Source organism: Arthrobacter sp. BG5 (genome assembly GCF_056680155.1).
In genome coordinates this window covers 964017-979204 of the sequence record NZ_CM155268.1, presented here as the reverse complement: position 1 = coordinate 979204, position 15188 = coordinate 964017, and the positions used below count along the sequence as shown (strand labels likewise).

Annotated in this window: 14 protein-coding genes and 1 pseudogene; 8 read left to right on the top strand and 7 right to left on the bottom strand. The window is 69.3% G+C overall.

What is annotated here, in order from left to right:
* Positions 1-40 precede the first annotated feature (40 nt).
* Both AC1MBE_RS04405 and AC1MBE_RS04400 read left to right on the top strand, forming a co-directional pair.
* Positions 41-574, top strand: a complete 534-nt coding sequence (locus AC1MBE_RS04405; RefSeq protein WP_479781089.1) for a gluconokinase — start codon at positions 41-43, stop codon at positions 572-574.
* 96 nt (positions 575-670) lie between these two features.
* The gene (locus AC1MBE_RS04400) at positions 671-2065 is read left to right on the top strand and encodes a GntT/GntP/DsdX family permease (RefSeq protein WP_479782468.1); all 1395 of its coding nucleotides are present in this window, start codon (positions 671-673) and stop codon (positions 2063-2065) included.
* A 71-nt stretch (positions 2066-2136) separates the two neighbouring features.
* Here the strand turns inward: AC1MBE_RS04400 and AC1MBE_RS04395 are convergent, their stop codons facing one another.
* The 4 genes from AC1MBE_RS04395 to AC1MBE_RS04380 all read right to left on the bottom strand — a co-directional run bounded on the left by AC1MBE_RS04395 (position 2137) and on the right by AC1MBE_RS04380 (position 5344).
* Positions 2137-3018, bottom strand: coding sequence for an anti-sigma factor (locus AC1MBE_RS04395; RefSeq protein WP_479781088.1), 882 nt, complete (start codon positions 3016-3018; stop codon positions 2137-2139).
* A 1-nt stretch (position 3019) separates the two neighbouring features.
* A complete protein-coding gene (gene sigK, locus AC1MBE_RS04390; protein WP_479781087.1) occupies positions 3020-3625 on the bottom strand; it encodes an ECF RNA polymerase sigma factor SigK in 606 nt (201 codons plus the stop codon).
* A 254-nt stretch (positions 3626-3879) separates the two neighbouring features.
* Complete coding sequence (locus AC1MBE_RS04385) at positions 3880-4347, bottom strand: tRNA (cytidine(34)-2'-O)-methyltransferase (protein ID WP_479781086.1); 468 nt, start codon at positions 4345-4347, stop codon at positions 3880-3882.
* Between the two features lie 28 nt (positions 4348-4375).
* Positions 4376-5344 carry a J domain-containing protein gene (locus AC1MBE_RS04380; RefSeq protein ID WP_479781085.1) on the bottom strand — a complete coding sequence of 323 codons (969 nt, stop codon included), beginning with the start codon at positions 5342-5344 and terminating at the stop codon, positions 4376-4378.
* 125 nt (positions 5345-5469) lie between these two features.
* Here AC1MBE_RS04380 and AC1MBE_RS04375 point away from each other — a divergent pair.
* Positions 5470-6371 (top strand): annotated as a pseudogene (locus tag AC1MBE_RS04375) (diacylglycerol/lipid kinase family protein).
* Between the two features lie 17 nt (positions 6372-6388).
* Entirely contained in the window at positions 6389-7168 is a 780-nt protein-coding gene (locus AC1MBE_RS04370; protein ID WP_479781084.1) for a hypothetical protein, read from the top strand.
* A 19-nt stretch (positions 7169-7187) separates the two neighbouring features.
* Here AC1MBE_RS04370 and AC1MBE_RS04365 read toward each other — a convergent pair whose 3' ends face one another.
* Positions 7188-7316, bottom strand: a complete 129-nt coding sequence (locus tag AC1MBE_RS04365; protein ID WP_479781083.1) for a hypothetical protein — start codon at positions 7314-7316, stop codon at positions 7188-7190.
* A gap of 106 nt (positions 7317-7422) precedes the next feature.
* Between AC1MBE_RS04365 and AC1MBE_RS04360 the strand changes: the two genes are divergently transcribed.
* Positions 7423-8121 (top strand): helix-turn-helix transcriptional regulator, encoded by a 699-nt coding sequence (locus AC1MBE_RS04360; RefSeq protein WP_479781082.1) that lies wholly within the window; start codon positions 7423-7425, stop codon positions 8119-8121.
* On the opposite strand, the gene AC1MBE_RS04355 is transcribed toward AC1MBE_RS04360, so the two are convergent.
* Positions 8108-8983 carry a DMT family transporter gene (locus AC1MBE_RS04355; protein WP_479781081.1) on the bottom strand — a complete coding sequence of 292 codons (876 nt, stop codon included), beginning with the start codon at positions 8981-8983 and terminating at the stop codon, positions 8108-8110. The two genes, AC1MBE_RS04360 and AC1MBE_RS04355, sit on opposite strands and share 14 nt — an antisense overlap.
* Positions 8984-9089: 106 nt before the next feature.
* On the opposite strand from AC1MBE_RS04355, the gene AC1MBE_RS04350 reads away from it, so the two are divergent.
* A complete protein-coding gene (locus AC1MBE_RS04350; RefSeq protein ID WP_479781080.1) occupies positions 9090-10319 on the top strand; it encodes a cysteine desulfurase family protein in 1230 nt (409 codons plus the stop codon).
* On the opposite strand, the gene AC1MBE_RS04345 is transcribed toward AC1MBE_RS04350, so the two are convergent.
* Positions 10316-11566, bottom strand: coding sequence for an NAD(P)/FAD-dependent oxidoreductase (locus AC1MBE_RS04345; protein ID WP_479781079.1), 1251 nt, complete (start codon positions 11564-11566; stop codon positions 10316-10318). The genes AC1MBE_RS04350 and AC1MBE_RS04345 overlap by 4 nt on opposite strands.
* A gap of 174 nt (positions 11567-11740) precedes the next feature.
* On the opposite strand from AC1MBE_RS04345, the gene mnmA reads away from it, so the two are divergent.
* Together mnmA and AC1MBE_RS04335 are read left to right on the top strand one after the other, a co-directional pair.
* Positions 11741-12865: a tRNA 2-thiouridine(34) synthase MnmA gene (gene mnmA / locus AC1MBE_RS04340; RefSeq protein ID WP_479781078.1), complete on the top strand. Its 1125-nt coding sequence runs from the start codon at positions 11741-11743 to the stop codon at positions 12863-12865.
* A gap of 574 nt (positions 12866-13439) precedes the next feature.
* Positions 13440-15074, top strand: a complete 1635-nt coding sequence (locus tag AC1MBE_RS04335) for an ABC transporter substrate-binding protein (protein WP_479781077.1) — start codon at positions 13440-13442, stop codon at positions 15072-15074.
* Positions 15075-15188: the final 114 nt, after the last annotated feature.

The window sequence follows — 15188 nt, the reverse complement described above, 5'->3', positions numbered from 1 at the left end:
CATTGTTTAAATCATATTTATTGATGGAAGGCAGACTTTAATGGCGAAGACTGCGCAGCACCCCGTTCTGGTCATCATGGGCGTCTCGGGCTCGGGAAAATCCACCGTGGCGGGCCTGCTGGCCGGGCGGCTCGGCTGGGACCTCGCGGAGGGAGACGACCTGCACCCCGCGTCCAACGTGGCCAAAATGCACGCCGGCCAGCCGCTGACCGACGAGGACCGCTGGCCCTGGCTCGACAGCATCGCCGCCTGGGTCCGGGCGCACACCGCCGCCGGCACGCCCGGCGTCGTAACCTGCTCGGCCCTGAAGAAGCGGTACCGCGACGTGCTCCGCGGCGAGGGCGTGGTCTTTGTCTTCCTGGAGGGCAGTAAGGAACGGATCTCCGACCGGCTGGCGTCCCGGCACGGCCATTTCATGCCGCCGGCCCTGCTGGAATCGCAGTTCGAAGCCCTTGAAGCCCCCACCGGCGACGAAAACTTCATCACCCTCTCCGTCGGGGCAACCCCGGCCGACGAAGCCCAGGAAATCATCGACCGGCTCCATCTCGACGGCGCCGACGCCGCCGCAAGCTGACCGCGTACTGACCGCGTACTGACCGCGTACTGACCGCGTGCCGGTCACCATCCCCCTCATTCCCGCTAGGAACACGTTTTGAATTCTCTTGCAGCAATGCAGCTTCCCGCTGCCGTCGAGGCCTGGACCGGCCACGACACCCAGCTCCTGGTGGTCGCAGCCCTTGGCATCGCGCTGATCGTGGTGCTGATCGCCAAGTTCAAGCTCCACCCCTTCCTCGCCCTGGTGCTCGGCTCGGCCTTCGTCGGGCTGGCCTCGGGCGTGGAACTGGCCAAAATCATCACCAACTTCGAGGACGGAGTCGGCGGCGTCCTGAAGGAAGTGGGCCTGCTGATCGCCCTCGGCGCCATGCTGGGCAAGCTCCTGGCGGATTCCGGCGGCGCCAACCGGGTGGTGGACACCCTGCTCGCCAAGGCCGGCGGCAACCGGGTGGTCTGGTCCATCACGCTCGTCGCGGTGATCATCGGCCTGCCGATGTTCTTCGAGATCGGCCTGGTGCTGCTGCTCCCGGTGATCGTCCTGGTCACGCAGCGCTCCAAAATGCCGCTCATGCGCATCGCCATCCCCGCCCTGGCCGGGCTCTCCGTGCTGCACGGACTCGTGCCGCCGCACCCGGGACCCCTGATCGCGATCAGCGCCGTCAAGGCCGAACTGGGCACGACCCTCGCGCTGGGACTCCTCGTTGCCATTCCCACTGTCATCATCTGCGGGCCGCTGTTTTCCCGGCTCGCCGCCAGATGGGTTCCGGTGGGTGCCCCCGCCGTGGCCGGCGGCATCGACACCCAGCACGGTGCCGACCTGGAGGGCGTCAAGCGCCAGCCCAGCTTCCCGGTAACGCTGCTGACGATCATCTTCCCGGTGGTCCTGATGCTGCTCAAGGCCGTGGTGGACATCATCTGGCCGGCCCCCGCCACGGCGCCGTGGATCAGGGTCTTCTTCGACTTCGTCGGCCAGCCGCTCGTGGCGATGACCCTCGCCGTGCTCCTCGCCATCGGCACCTTCGGCTACGCCGTCGGCTTCACCGGTAACAAGATCACCACCAAGATCGGTGCGAGCCTGGGCCCGATCGCCGCGATCCTGCTGATCGTGGGCGCCGGCGGCGGCTTCAAGCAGACCCTGATCGGCGCCGGCGTCGGTGACGCGGTGAAGAAGTGGGCCGAAGGCGCCAACATGTCCGTGCTGGTCCTGGGCTTCCTCGTGGCCGTGGCGCTCCGGCTCGCCACCGGTTCCGCCACCGTGGCCACCGTGACCGCGGCCGGCATCGTCGCGCCGCTGGCCAGCTCGCTCACCCCGACCCACGCGGCCCTGCTGGCCCTCGCGATCGGTGCCGGCTCGCTCTTCCTCTCGCACGTCAACGACGCCGGTTTCTGGCTGGTGAAGGAACTCTTTGGCCTCAGCGTCGGCCAGACCTTCAAGACCTGGTCGGTGATGGAGACCCTGATCTCCGTGGTGGGGTTCGCCTTCGTGATGCTGCTCTCGCTGATCCTCTAGCGCCGCCGGCCAGCAAAAAGCCGCGCGGGTCCCGAATCTCGGGACCCGCGCGGCTTTGTTGTTCCCAGGGGTCAGGCGCCCAGCGGGGCGGCGGCCACGGTCGGCAGGGTGGGCGACTTCGAGCCGCCGGCGGGCTCCACCGTGATGCCCAGGGAGGCGGCGGAACCGATGCCCGTGACAACGGCCGGCTTGGACAGCGCTTCCGCGTCCATCAGGCCCTTGGAGACCGGGGCGGAGCCGTCCTTGGGGATCAGCCACATCTGGTAGACCTTGCCCGTCGGCGGGGCGGGGACGCCGTTCATCTTCACGACCACGGCATCCTTCGACGAGGAGAGGGACAGCGAGGCAGTTCCGCCGCCGACGACGTCGACCGTTGCCTTCCGGACGTCGCTGGCCTGGAGCACCTGGTTGAGGGGGTCGTTCTGGTTGGCGACATAGGCGCCCACCCCGACGCCGCCCACGGCGATGGCGGCTGCCGCGGCAACGCCGATCAGCCAGTTGCGCATGCCCTGCGGACGCCGGCGCTCATCCCGGCGCTGGCGCGCGGCACCGAGTTCGTCCGTCACCGGAAGCCCGGGCTGCTCCCGGACAGGCCGGGCCACCACCGGGGGAGCGGCGGGGGCCGGTTGCCCGGTGCCGGCCGGCCCGGCAGACGGCGCCGGCAGGGCCGCGACAATACGGTCAAAGAGCCCGGCCGGAGGTTCCTCTTCGGCGCGGAAGCTCATGGTCAGGGTCTCGCGTGCCTGCCGGACCCGCTCCTCGAATTCGGCGCGTTCGGCGGGAGGCGCGTCGGCGAGGTAGCGGTCGACGGCGGTGCGTTCGGCGTCGTCGAGGGCGTGGAGCGCATAGACCTCGGCGAGGTCGACGGCGCGGCCCGAGCTGAGGTCGCCGGCGATGTCGGCGCTAAAGCTGCCGGGCGCGCGTCCGCTGCCCTGTGGATTCATATCGTTCATCTCAACTCACCCCCAAGCAGGTCTTTAGGCGGATCAGTCCGTCGCGGATGCGGGACTTGATGGTGGGAACGGCCGCGTTGAGTCTTTCCGCGACTTCCCGGTAGGTGAGGCCGCCGTAGTAGGCGAGCCGCACGGATTCCTGCTGCGTTTCGGTCAACGTGTCCAGGCAGCGGACCACGGCTTCGGCCTCGAGCCGGCTGCCGACCTCGTCCGAGACGGAATCATGGTCGATTTCCTGGCTGCTGGCCCCATACCTGGCTTCCCGGTCGGTGGAGGACTGCGAGGACCGGACCTTGTCCACCGCGCGACGGTGCGAGATGGTCATCAGCCAGGCCAGCGGGCTGCCGGCGTCGGCGTTGAACTTCGCCGCGTTCTGCCAGACCTGGAGGAAGACCTCCTGGGTGGTGTCCTCGCTGAGTTCAGCATCGATCAGGACCCGTCGCGCCATGCCGTAAACACGGCGCGAGGTCAGCTGATAGAACTCGGCGAAGGCGGCCTGATCCCCGTCGGCGATCTGTCCGAGCAGCACTATCAGCCGGCGGTTTACGTCGGCTGAGGCGCTGGGGGGAGCGGTGGCCTCGCGGTTCGGGGCGTTCGGAGTTTCCATCACCTTCAAGCATAAGGTGCCTGCCGCCGATAGCGGCTCAGGTCGGGTTTGGACAGCACTGTGGTTGCCCGCAGCCCAACGGGCAGGGCGTCTATCCGCGTGTAGTGTGCTCACCTGCCGCTCCTCGCTCCTTCCGCCGCTCGCCGTGAATGCTCTCTTAGAAAGAATTCGGCGCAGCGGCGGGATCGGATGGGCCGGGCTTCCGGGAATGTGCGTGCCCGGCTCTGCGCGGCGTCCGGGGGCGGGGGCCGGTGCTACAGCCTGGCGCCCGCGAAGCCCTGCTGGCGCCAGGCCTCGTATACGGCGATCGAGGCGGCGTTCGCCAGGTTCAGCGAGCGCAGCGCCGGCAGCATCGGCAGCCGGACGCGGGAGGTCACATGCGGGTCGTGCTTTACTTCCTCGGAAAGGCCCACGGATTCCCGGCCGAACATCAGCACGTCGCCGGGGCGGTAGCTAATATCCGTGTAGGAGGTCTCGCCGTCGGAGGTGAAGGCGAAGACCCGCTCCGGCCGCAGCGCTTCCCACGCGGCGTCGATGTTCTTGTGCACGGTGACGACGGCGAGGTCGTGGTAGTCCAGGCCGGCCCGGCGCAGCTTGGCATCGGAGAAATCGAAGCCCAGCGGCTCCACGAGGTGGAGTTCGGCCCCCGTGATGGCGGCTAGCCGGATGGCGTTGCCGGTATTGCCGGGGATTTCGGGGCTGTGGAAGAGGATGCGGAACACGGTCCCATCCTAGCGAGCCGGCTGTCTGCTAGTGCATTCCGCGCAGCAGCCGGGCGAGCACCGGAACATTGACCGTGTTCGGGGCCGGTCCGGAACTGAGGAACTGCTTGAGGCCGCGGGCCAGCCCTGCGGCGTTGACCACCTGCACGAGTTCGTGGCTGTCGCGGCCCCGGGATCGCCCGTGCCGGTCAATCACCGGTTCGTGCAGGTTGCCGTCGGTGCTGTGGACGACGGTCCAGCCGGTGACGTTCAGTTCGGGGAAGATGTCCTGCATCCGGCGCACCACGTGGGCCAGTTGCGGCGGGGCGATGGACCGGCCGCCGTGGTTCAGGGTGCTGCCGTTCCAGGCGTAGGCTCCCGGCGGCAGGAGCATGGAACCGATGATGGCCAGCCGGTAGCCGGAGACCAGCACGTGGTCGATGTGGCTGTTGTCGGCGGGGGACTGCAGGCCGTTGATCAGGCGGGCGGCCGGGATAGCGGGCAGGATCTGCCGGGTGATCAGCTGCACCGTGCGCATTTCGCGCTGGATGCGTGCCTCGGCGCCGAAGATTCCCCGCCGGCGCGGCATGCCGTGGACCTGCTGCCGGGCCACGGACTCCGGGATCAGCGGCACCCCGCCGCCGGCCGCCATCTCCTCGAAGGACGGAACGTAGACCGGGGCGTCCGCAGCGGTGTTGCGCGGCGTGTTGGGCCGGCGGACATGCGCGGAAGCCCGGCTGCCGGCGGCCGGCGCGTCGAAGTGGGCCCCTTCCTCGGCCGGGGCGGTGCGGCTGGAAAACGCGGTGCCGCTGCCGTAGGAGCGGTCGTAATCGGCGCGGCGCTTGGCGTCGATGAGGGTCTCGTACGCCAGGGTCACCCGGCGGAACGTGGCGGCGTCACCCCCATGGTCCGGGTGGGCCGTGCGGGCAGCCTTGCGGTAGGCCACCTTAATGTCCTTGTCCGTCGCCGTGACAGGGATCCTGAGGACCTGGTAATGCGAGCTGTTGCCCTGCGTCAAGCACGATTCCTTTGCGTCGGTGGAGCCGGGCCGGCCTGGAGCTCCGGCGTGGCCAGTTTAACCGGCTGAGGGAATAACGAGTGCGCAACCGCGGATGGTTCCCGGCGGCTGGCATAATTCAGCGCATGAAGATCGCCCTCGCCGTCAACCCCCGCGCCTCCTTCGGCCGCGGGCAGCAGGCCGGCCGGGAAGCCGCGGACTGCTTCCGCGCCGCCGGGGCGCAGGTCCAGCTCCTGTGCGAGGACAGCTACGAAACGCTGGCCCGGGCCGTGGACAAGGCGCTGGCCGGCGGGGTGGACGCCCTGGTCGTGGCCGGCGGCGACGGCATGGTGCACCTCGGTGTCAACGCGCTCGCCGGCTCGGGCGCCACGTTCGGCGAGACGCCGCTGGGCATTATTCCGAGCGGGACCGGGAACGACATGGCACGCGCGCTCGGCCTGCCGCGGCACGACATCCCGGCGGCCGCCGCACGGGTGGTGGCGGCACTGGAGTCGGGCGGGCGCCTGATCGATGCGGGCCGGCTAAGCTCGGGCGGCCGGACGCACTGGTTTGCCGGGGTGGTTTCCGCGGGCTTCGACGCCGCGGTCAATGAGCGCGCCAACGCCTGGCGCCGCCCGCGCGGACAGGCCCGGTACAACCTCGCCATGCTGCGCGAACTGGCCACCTTCCGCGCCATCGAGTACACCTTACGGCCGACGGCGAACGCTGGCGGCAGGGCGCCATGCTGATTTCGGTGGCCAACGGTCAGTCGATCGGCGGCGGCATGAAGGTGGTGCCCGACGCCGTGCTCGACGACGGCTACCTGGACCTGTTCATCGTCCGGCCGCTGTCCCGCGCCGGTTTCCTCGCGGTGTTCCCGAAGGTGTTTTCCGGCCGGCACGTGGGCCACCCGGCCGTGGAGATCCGCCGGGTCCGGCGGGTTGAGCTGGAGGCGCACGGAGTGGTTGCCTACGCGGACGGGGAACGGATCGGCCCGCTGCCGCTGAGCATCGACGTGGTTCCCGGCGCGATCCGGGTCCTGGCCTAGGCGGGGTAACAGCACACATGGAAGAACACGAGAGCGACGCGGTGGGGCGGGGCGTCGGCAGCCGTCCGAGCGCGTGCAGGCCGGCCGGACCGCAGCGGAGGGCCCGGCGGCGGACGCGGAGGGCCTGGACGCGAAGGGCCTGGCTCCGGAGGGCCGGTGCGCTGCTGGCGCTGCTTCCCCTGCTGGCCGCCTGCAGTGTCGGCATCCCGGACCCCACGGCGCCAAAACCGGCCAGCAGCGCCGCCACCCTCGCCACCCCGACCGTGACGCCGGGGTACGACGCCGAAGCGGTCGCCGCCCGGAACTTGCCGCTGGCTGCGGGGGGCCGCCTCGCGGCCGGGGTGCCGGTGCGGGTTTCCGATGGGCTGCGGGACGCGCCGGGCTGGAAACCCGGCATACAGGACGTCGCCGGCGCCAGCGAGTACCGGAAGGCCAACGGCTGCCTGGTCTCCGCCAAGGTCCGCGTGAACCAGTGGCCGCTGGTGGTCCCCGGTGATGACAAGGCATCCACCGAGGCCCTGTTCCGCTACCTGGACGCCAGCATCCTGCCGTCCTACCTGAAGACCGCCAGCCTGCGCTGGGGCGGCGAGCCGGACAAGCCGGGCCCGCGCGTCGAGGTGCTGGTGCTTGAGGGAGGCAAACAGACGGGGCGCCGTGCCACGGCCAGCTACGCACGGCTCTTCGCCAAGACCGGCTCGTCCGTCTACGTCTCCGTCTCCTGCCCGGACGCTGCGGCGCTCGCCGGCGCGCGCGCCGACGTCGCCACCCGGCTGGCCGTGCTGCCGCCGTCGTCCTGATCCCGCCGCAGCGAAGGGGTCACCGGCTCTTTCCGGGCGAGAGCCTGTTCAGGGCCAGCGCCCCGACCAGGAGGCCGACGTCCCGCAGCGCCACATCGAAGAAGCTGCCCAGGACCAGCAGGTTGACGATGATGCCGAGCAGCCACACCGCGACGAGATTTCATCTTCCGCTCCTCTTTTCTAAAAATAGATCTACTGATGAACCGGGTGAGGAGTTAAGCAATGGATCTTGTTTTTAGAGCTAGGCTGGTTTGATGAACCGATTTCCGTGGAACCGCAGGGTGTCCGCCGTCGCCTCCCTGGCCGATGACAACCGCCGCAGGCTCTTCGACTTCGTCGCCGCGGCGGAGCAGGCGGTCGGCCGCGACGACGCGGCCGGGGCGCTGGGACTGGCCCGGAGCACGGCGTCGTTCCACCTGGACCGCCTCGTCCACGACGGGTTGCTGGCGGTGGAGTTCCGCAAGCTCGGCGGCAAGGAGGGTCCCGGCTCCGGCCGCCCGGCCAAGCTGTACCGCGCGGACGTCCAGGAAGTCTCGGCGTCGGTCCCGGAGCGCAACTACGACCTCGCCGCCGAACTGCTCGTGACCGCCATTGAAGAATCAGCAGCCGACGGCGGCTCCGCCCGCGACGCGCTGCTGCGGGGCGCCCGGTCGCGCGGCCAGGCCGCCGCGGCAACTGCCGGCGGGGCCGGCCTCGCCGCGCTGCTTACCGCGGAGGGCTACCGGCCGGCTGACGACGGCGCCGGGGGTTTAGTGTTGCTCAACTGCCCGTTCCACCGGGTGGCCCGGGGCCATGCGGACGTGGTGTGCGCCATGAACGGCGCCTTCCTGGCCGGGGCCGCCGAAGGCTGCGGGGAGGATCCGGGTCGGGTGGAAGCGCTTGATATCGAGGACCTCAGGGCCCAGGGAGCCGCCGCCCCGGCCCAGTGCTGCGCCCGGATCAGGCCGCTTTGAGCCTCGGCTGGCCCTTGAGGCCGGTCAGCAGGACCCCGGCGACGACCATGATCCCGCCTACGACCTGGACCATCGTCAGCGGCGTGCCAAGCGCGACGGTGATGATTGCCGTGAAGACCACCATCAGGTTCAGGTAGTTGCCCGCGGTGCCCGGCGGGGTGGTCTTCAGTGCCAGGTTCCAGAACAGGTACGCGCCCAGCGAGGGGAAGACCGCAATGTAGGCCAGCGACCAGCCTTCCGCCGGGGTATCCGGGAGCCGCACGTGCAGGGCGAGGGCCAGCGGCGCCAGTGTCACGGTGGCCATGGCGACCTGCACCGCGGTGGCGGCGATGGCGGGCACGTCCAGCCGGCGGGCGATGATCGTGTAGCTGCCCCAGACCACGATGGCGCCGATCATCATGAGTTCGCCGGTGTTGATGGAGAGGCTGGCCACCCGCTGCAGCTCGCCGCGGGTCAGGACCAGCAGGACGCCCAGCAGCCCCAGGCCGATGCCGGCCCAGCCGAGCCGGGTCGTCCTCTCGCCCAGCAGGACGATCGCCATCACCACAATCAGGGCAGGGTTGGCTGCCGTGATCAGGGAGGCGTTCATCGCGGAGGTGTAGCCGAGCGCACCGTAGAGCAGCAAGGTGTAGCCGCTCATCCCCAGCACGCTCAACAGCAGCAGCACGGGCCAGCGGCGCAGCACCGCCCGCCAGTCCGGCTTTTCCACGAAGTGGGCCAGGGCGAGCAGCGGCAGGGCGGCCAGCGTCCAGCGCCAGAAGGTCAGGTCCAGCGGCGTCATCGAGGCGACAGCGGCCTGGCCGACGACGAAATTTCCGGACCAGAACAGGGTGGCCAGGACGAGGTACAGGGACGCTTTCACCGCTTGAATGTACACCAGCACCCGCGCTGTCCGGCGCCTCCCCGCGGCGCCTCCCTGCGGCGTCCACCCCGCGGTGCGGAGCATGCCGCCACGGTAGAATTAGGCTGTGCCCGTATACCTAGACCACGCCGCCACCACACCGCTCGCCGCGGAGGCGCTGGCTGCCCTGACGCGCGAGCTTGCCCGCACCGGCAATCCGTCCTCGCTGCACGGCTCGGGCCGCCGCGCCCGCCGGGCCGTCGAGGATGCCCGCGAGGCCCTGGCTGCCGCTGCCGGAGCGCATCCCTCGGAGGTCATCTTCACCTCCGGCGGCACGGAAGCCGACAACCTGGCCGTCAAGGGCCTGTTCTGGGCCCGCCGCGCCGAGGATCCGCGGCGGACCCGCATCCTGTGTTCCGCCGTCGAACACCACGCGGTGCTGGACACCGTCGAATGGCTGGAGCGGCATGAAGGCGCCGAGGTGCGCTGGCTGCCCGTCGACGCCGACGGCGTGGTGGACCTGGCCGCACTGGCGGCGGAGCTGGCCGACGACCCCGCCTCGATCGCGCTGGTCACTGTCATGTGGGCCAACAATGAGGTGGGCAGCATCCAGCCCGTCGCGGAGATCGTGGGGCTGGCGCATGCGGCCGGCGTGCCCGTCCACTCCGACGCGGTGCAGGCGTTCGGCTCCGTGCCGGTCGATTTCCGCGCAACCGGCCTGGACGCCATGTCCATCTCGGGCCACAAGATCGGCGGCCCGGTCGGCGTCGGCGCCCTGCTGCTGGGGCGCGCTGTGACGCTGACGCCGGTCCAGCACGGCGGGGGACAGGAACGCGACGTGCGCTCCGGAACCCTGGACACGGCCTCGATCGCGGCCTTCGCCGCCGCGGCGGAGGCCGTCACCGGCAAGCTTGCCGCCGAGTCCGCACGGATCGCCGCGCTGCGGGACCGGCTGATCGACGGCGTCCGCGCCGCCGTTCCGGAGGCCGTGCTGCGCGGAGCACCCGGGGCCGGCCGGCTGCCGGGCAACGCGCACTTCACCTTCCCCGGCTGTGAGGGCGACTCGTTGCTGTTCCTGCTGGACCTCGCCGGGGTGGAATCCTCCACCGGCTCCGCCTGCACCGCCGGTGTGCCGCGTCCCTCCCACGTGCTGCTCGCCATGGGCCTGGATGAGGACACCGCCCGGGGGGCCCAGCGTTTCACCCTTGGCCACGCGTCCACGGAGGCCGACGTCGATGCGCTCCTCGCCGCGCTGCCGGCCGCCTACAGCCGCGCCCGCCAGGCCGGCATGGCCGGTCACGAGTCCAGCATCCAGACGGCCGGCACCGTCGCCCGCCAGTCCGCCGCCCGGGGCTAGGCTTTCTGCTCCGCGAGGAGCTGCGCCAGCGGGAGATCCGGATCGGCCAGAGCCGCCGGGCTGACGGCGGCGCGTGCGGTGATCAGCGCCTTGATAGCCTGCTGCGGCTTCTCCGACCGCGGCCAGTTGACGCTCATTCCGGCGACCACGTGGCCCCCGCGCTGCCAGAAAGCGAGGAATTTCTGCTCCTCCAGTGAACCCCGGAGCACCGGCGGGCCTTCGGTCAGGCCTGGGAAACCGGAATACTCCATGCTGACGTCGTACTGGTCCGTGTAGAAATACGGGATGGCGTCGAGCAGGGCGTCCCGGCCAAGCATGGCCTTGGCGGCAACCTTCCCGCCGTTGAGCGCGTTGGACCAGTGTTCGCTGCGATGGTGCCCGCCGGTGAAGGGATGCAGGGCGTTGGCGACGTCGCCGGCGGCAAAGACGCCGGGGGCGGACGTCCGCAACGAAGCGTCCGTGAGGATCCCGTTCTCCAGCTCAATGCCGGCGGCCGCGGCCAGCGACGTCTCGGGGACGACGCCGACGGCCACGACTACGAGGTCGGCGGGCAGGATTTCACCGGCATCGGTGCGGACGGCGCTGACCCGGCCGGCCCCGCCGGTGACCGCGGCGGCCGACGCCGGCAACCGGAACCGCACCCCGCGGGACTCGTGCAGCGAGCGGAAGAAGGTTCCCAGTTCGGGACCGATTGCCGCGGCCAGCGGCACCCGTTCGAGCCCCAGCAGGGTCACGGTGTTGCCGTAGGAGTTCGCCGCGGCCGCCAGTTCCATCCCGATCCAGCCGGAGCCGACCAGCACGACGTTCCGGCCACCTCCCGCGAGGGCGTCCCGGAGCCGGCGGCTGTCGTCGAGGGTCCGGAACGTCATGACCCCGTCGAGCTCGCTGCCGGGCAACGGAATCGAGCGCGGACGCGCGCCGGTGGCCAGCAGGAGCGTGGAATAGGGGAGACGCGCGCCGTCGGCGAGGGCCACCGTGCGGGCACCCGTGTCCAGTGCGGTGACCGGGACGCCCAGCCGCAGGTCGACGTCGTGCTCCGGGTACCAGCCGGGCGGGACCACGGGCAGCGCCTCTTCGCCCTCCTTGCCCAGCAGGTATTCCTTGGACAGCGGCGGGCGCAGGTAAGGGGCATGGGATTCGCCGGCGAGCAGGGCGACCGGGCCGTCGAAGCCTTCCGCCCGCAGGGTCTTGGCGGCGGTGGCTCCGGCCAGGCCGCCGCCCACGATCACGATGTTTTCGACAGCCATGGTTGCCAGTCCCGCCTGTGTTTATGACGCTTACGGAGTTCTAAAACAACTAATTTCGACTTTAGAAGCGGGGGTTCGGGCCGTCAAGGCTTTTGGGGAGCATTCGGCGTGGCGATAGAATGGGTTGGCGGGCAGAGTCTTCCCGCAAACCCCCAATTCCTAGAGAAAGCCAGCATGCGAGTTCTTGCAGCCATGAGTGGCGGCGTCGATTCCGCCGTTGCCGCAGCCCGCGCCGTCGAGGCCGGCCACGACGTCGTCGGGGTCCACCTGGCGCTGTCCCGCATGCCCGGGACGCTGCGCACCGGCAGCCGCGGCTGCTGCACCATCGAGGATTCGCGTGATGCCTGGCGGGCGTGCGACGTGCTCGGCATCCCGTACTACGTGTGGGATTTCTCCGAGCGCTTCAAGGAAGACGTCGTCCAGGACTTCATCGACGAATACGCTGCCGGCCGCACGCCCAACCCGTGCATGCGCTGCAACGAGCGGATCAAGTTCGCAGCCCTGCTGGAGAAGGCGATCGCGCTCGGCTTCGACGCCGTCTGCACCGGCCACTACGCCAAGGTGATCACCGACGCCGAGGGCAACCCCGAGCTGCACCGTGCCGCGGACTGGGCCAAGGACCAGAGCTACGTGCTCGGCGTCCTCACCCACGAACAGCTCCGGCACTCCATGTTCCCGCTCGCGGACACCCCCTCCAAGGCCGAGGTCCGCGCCGAGGCCGAGCGCCGCGGGCTGTCCGTGGCCAACAAGCCCGACAGCCACGACATCTGCTTCATCCCCGACGGCGACACCGCCGGCTGGCTGGCCGAGAAGATCGACATGACCTCCGGCGACATCGTGGACGAATCCGGCGCCAAGGTCGGCGAGCACCCCGGTGCCAACGCGTTCACCGTCGGCCAGCGGCGCGGCCTCAAGCTGGGCACCCCGGCCGCGGACGGCAAGCCGCGCTTTGTGCTGGAAATCCGGCCCAAGGAGAACAAGGTGGTGGTGGGTCCCGAGGCACTGCTGGCGATCGACGAGATCCGCGGGATCAAGGTCTCCTGGGCCGGGCTGCCGATCGCGGAGATCGCCACCGGCGAGGAGTTCGACTGCCATGCCCAGGTCCGCGCCCACGGCGGCCCGGTGCCGGCAACTGCCCGGATGGAGCACGCCGGCGGGTCCGGCGACCTCGTGGTCACGCTGACCGAACCGCTGCGCGGCGTCGCCCCCGGCCAGACCGTGGTGCTCTACCAGGGCAGCCGGGTGCTGGGCCAGGCCACCATCGACGCCGCCCGGTCGCTGCAGCGCGCCGCACTCTAACCGCCCGCTGGCCGCAACCGCCGCGAGCGTCCTGTGACCCGTCAGGTGGCTTTCGGGCTCTCCGGTAACCCCGTGTCCGGGCCCACTCCCCAGCCCGGGCGAGGAGCATGTCCATTCCCCGACCGACACGCGGGACATGCTCATCTGCGGGCACCCACCGCGGCGGAGCATGTCCATTTTCCGGGGCAGCGACTGGGCACGTTGCCATTCTGCCCACTCCAAGGCCTGCCGAAGGGGCATGTCCGGCGCTTGGCCGTCACGAGGGGCATGTCCATTCTCCGCGGCAGCGACCGGGCACGTTGCCATTCTGTCCACTCCACGGCCGGGCGGAGGGGCATGTCCAGCGGTGCCAGCAACCCAGCGAGCCAGGCCGCGGGGTGCCGAAGATCGGGGCCTTTCGCAGAAGAAAACGATGAGTTCCGCGGAATCGTGTAAATTTTGTGTCTCAACTCACAAGATATTGCGATCCACGCCATGGTCTTCTGGTTGAATCTAGGAATCAGGACAGTGGGCACCCCTCGAGTCAAGCTACTTCGGGCTGCGCACTAGTACTCATCGAACAGAAAGTTCACAGATGGCAATGAACAAAAAGGCCCTGCAGAGCGCCATCGCGCTTGCCGGGGTTTCCGCCTTTGCATTAACGGCCTGCACCGGCCCTTCCGGCGGCGGAACGGCCTCCGGCAGCGCCGCAGGCGGAGGCACCATTACGTACGGCACCACGGACAAAGTCGTCACCCTCGACCCGGCCGGCTCCTACGACGCCGGCTCGTTCATGGTGATGAACCAGATCTACCCGTTCCTGATGAACTCGAAGCCTGGAACGGCTGACTCCACCCCGGACATCGCCGAGTCCGCCTCCTTCACGAGCCCGACGGAGTACACCGTCAAGCTCAAGCCGGGCCTCAAGTTCGCCAACGGCCACGCCCTGACGTCCTCCGACGTGAAGTTCTCGATCGACCGCGTCGTCAAGATCAACGACGACAACGGCCCGGCCTCGCTGCTGGGCAACCTCGCCTCGGTGGAAGTCAAAGACGACTCCACCGTCGTTTTCAAGCTCAAGGAAGGCAACGACCAGGTCTTCCCGGGCGTGCTCGCCGCAAACGCCGGCCCGATCGTCGACGAAGAGGTCTTCGCCGCCGACAAGCTGATGAGCGACGACGACATCGTCAAGGGCAAGCCCTTCGCCGGCCCGTACACGATCGAGAGCTACAAGAAGAACGAGCTCGTCAGCCTCAAGGCGAACCCGGACTACCAGGGCCTGCTCGGCAAGCCGGCGAACGACGGCGCCACGATCAAGTACTACGCGGACTCCAACAACCTCAAGCTCGATGTCCAGCAGGGCAACATCGACGTCGCCGGCCGCAGCCTGACCGCGACCGACGCCGCCGACCTCGAGAAGGACTCCAAGGTCAAGGTCCACAAGGGCCCGGGCGGCGAGCTGCGCTACATCGTCTTCAACTTCGACACCATGCCGTTCGGTGCCAAGTCCGCCGACGCCGACCCGGCCAAGGCTCTCGCCGTCCGCCAGGCGATGGCCAACGTCGTTGACCGCGACGCGATCGCCAACCAGGTCTACAAGGGCACCTACCTGCCGGCGTATTCCGTGGTTCCGGACGGCTTCGTCGGCGCCATCACTCCGCTCAAGGAAATGTACGGCGACGGCAGCGGCAAACCCAGCCTCGACAAGGCCAAGAAGGCCTTCAGCGACGCCGGCGTGACCGCGCCGGTCACCCTGAAGCTGCAGTACAACCCGGACCACTACGGCAAGTCCTCCGGCGACGAGTACGCCATGATCAAGGAGCAGCTGGAGAAGTCCGGCCTGTTCAAGGTTGACCTGCAGTCCACCGAATGGGTTACCTACTCCAAGGACCGCACCAAGGACGTCTACCCGGTTTACCAGCTCGGCTGGTTCCCGGATTACTCCGACGCCGACAACTACCTGACCCCGTTCTTCATCCCGGGCAACTTCCTCAAGAACCACTACGAAAACCCCGCCGTCACCGAGCTGATCAAGAAGCAGCTCACGACCGTGGACAAGGGCGAGCGCGAGAAGCTGCTCGGCGAGGCGCAGACGGCCGTCGCCAAGGACCTCTCCACGCTGCCGCTGTTGCAGGGCGCCCAGCTCATGGTCGCCGGCAAGGACGTCAAGGGTGTCGAAAAGACCCTCGACGCGTCCTTCAAGACCCGTCTTGGCGTGATTTCCAAGTAGGTCCATTCCCCATCCGGTCCTGACCAGCCAAGGAGGCGGGGCGCCTGCGCGGCGTCCCGCCTTTCTTGCTGAGAGCAGGACAACCGATTCCGGAAGCCCACGAAGCCGATGGAA

Bases quoted from the DNA above. Each gene is read 5' to 3' on its own strand.
- AC1MBE_RS04405 (WP_479781089.1), top strand. From the start codon at position 41: ATGGCGAAGACTGCGCAGCACCCCGTTCTGGTCATCATGGGCGTCTCG.
- AC1MBE_RS04400 (WP_479782468.1), top strand. From the start codon at position 671: ATGCAGCTTCCCGCTGCCGTCGAGGCCTGGACCGGCCACGACACCCAG.
- AC1MBE_RS04395 (WP_479781088.1), bottom strand. From the start codon at position 3,018: ATGAACGATATGAATCCACAGGGCAGCGGACGCGCGCCCGGCAGCTTT.
- sigK (WP_479781087.1), bottom strand. From the start codon at position 3,625: ATGGAAACTCCGAACGCCCCGAACCGCGAGGCCACCGCTCCCCCCAGC.
- AC1MBE_RS04370 (WP_479781084.1), top strand. From the start codon at position 6,389: ATGGAAGAACACGAGAGCGACGCGGTGGGGCGGGGCGTCGGCAGCCGT.
- AC1MBE_RS04360 (WP_479781082.1), top strand. From the start codon at position 7,423: ATGAACCGATTTCCGTGGAACCGCAGGGTGTCCGCCGTCGCCTCCCTG.
- AC1MBE_RS04345 (WP_479781079.1), bottom strand. From the start codon at position 11,566: ATGGCTGTCGAAAACATCGTGATCGTGGGCGGCGGCCTGGCCGGAGCC.
- mnmA (WP_479781078.1), top strand. From the start codon at position 11,741: ATGCGAGTTCTTGCAGCCATGAGTGGCGGCGTCGATTCCGCCGTTGCC.
- AC1MBE_RS04335 (WP_479781077.1), top strand. From the start codon at position 13,440: ATGGCAATGAACAAAAAGGCCCTGCAGAGCGCCATCGCGCTTGCCGGG.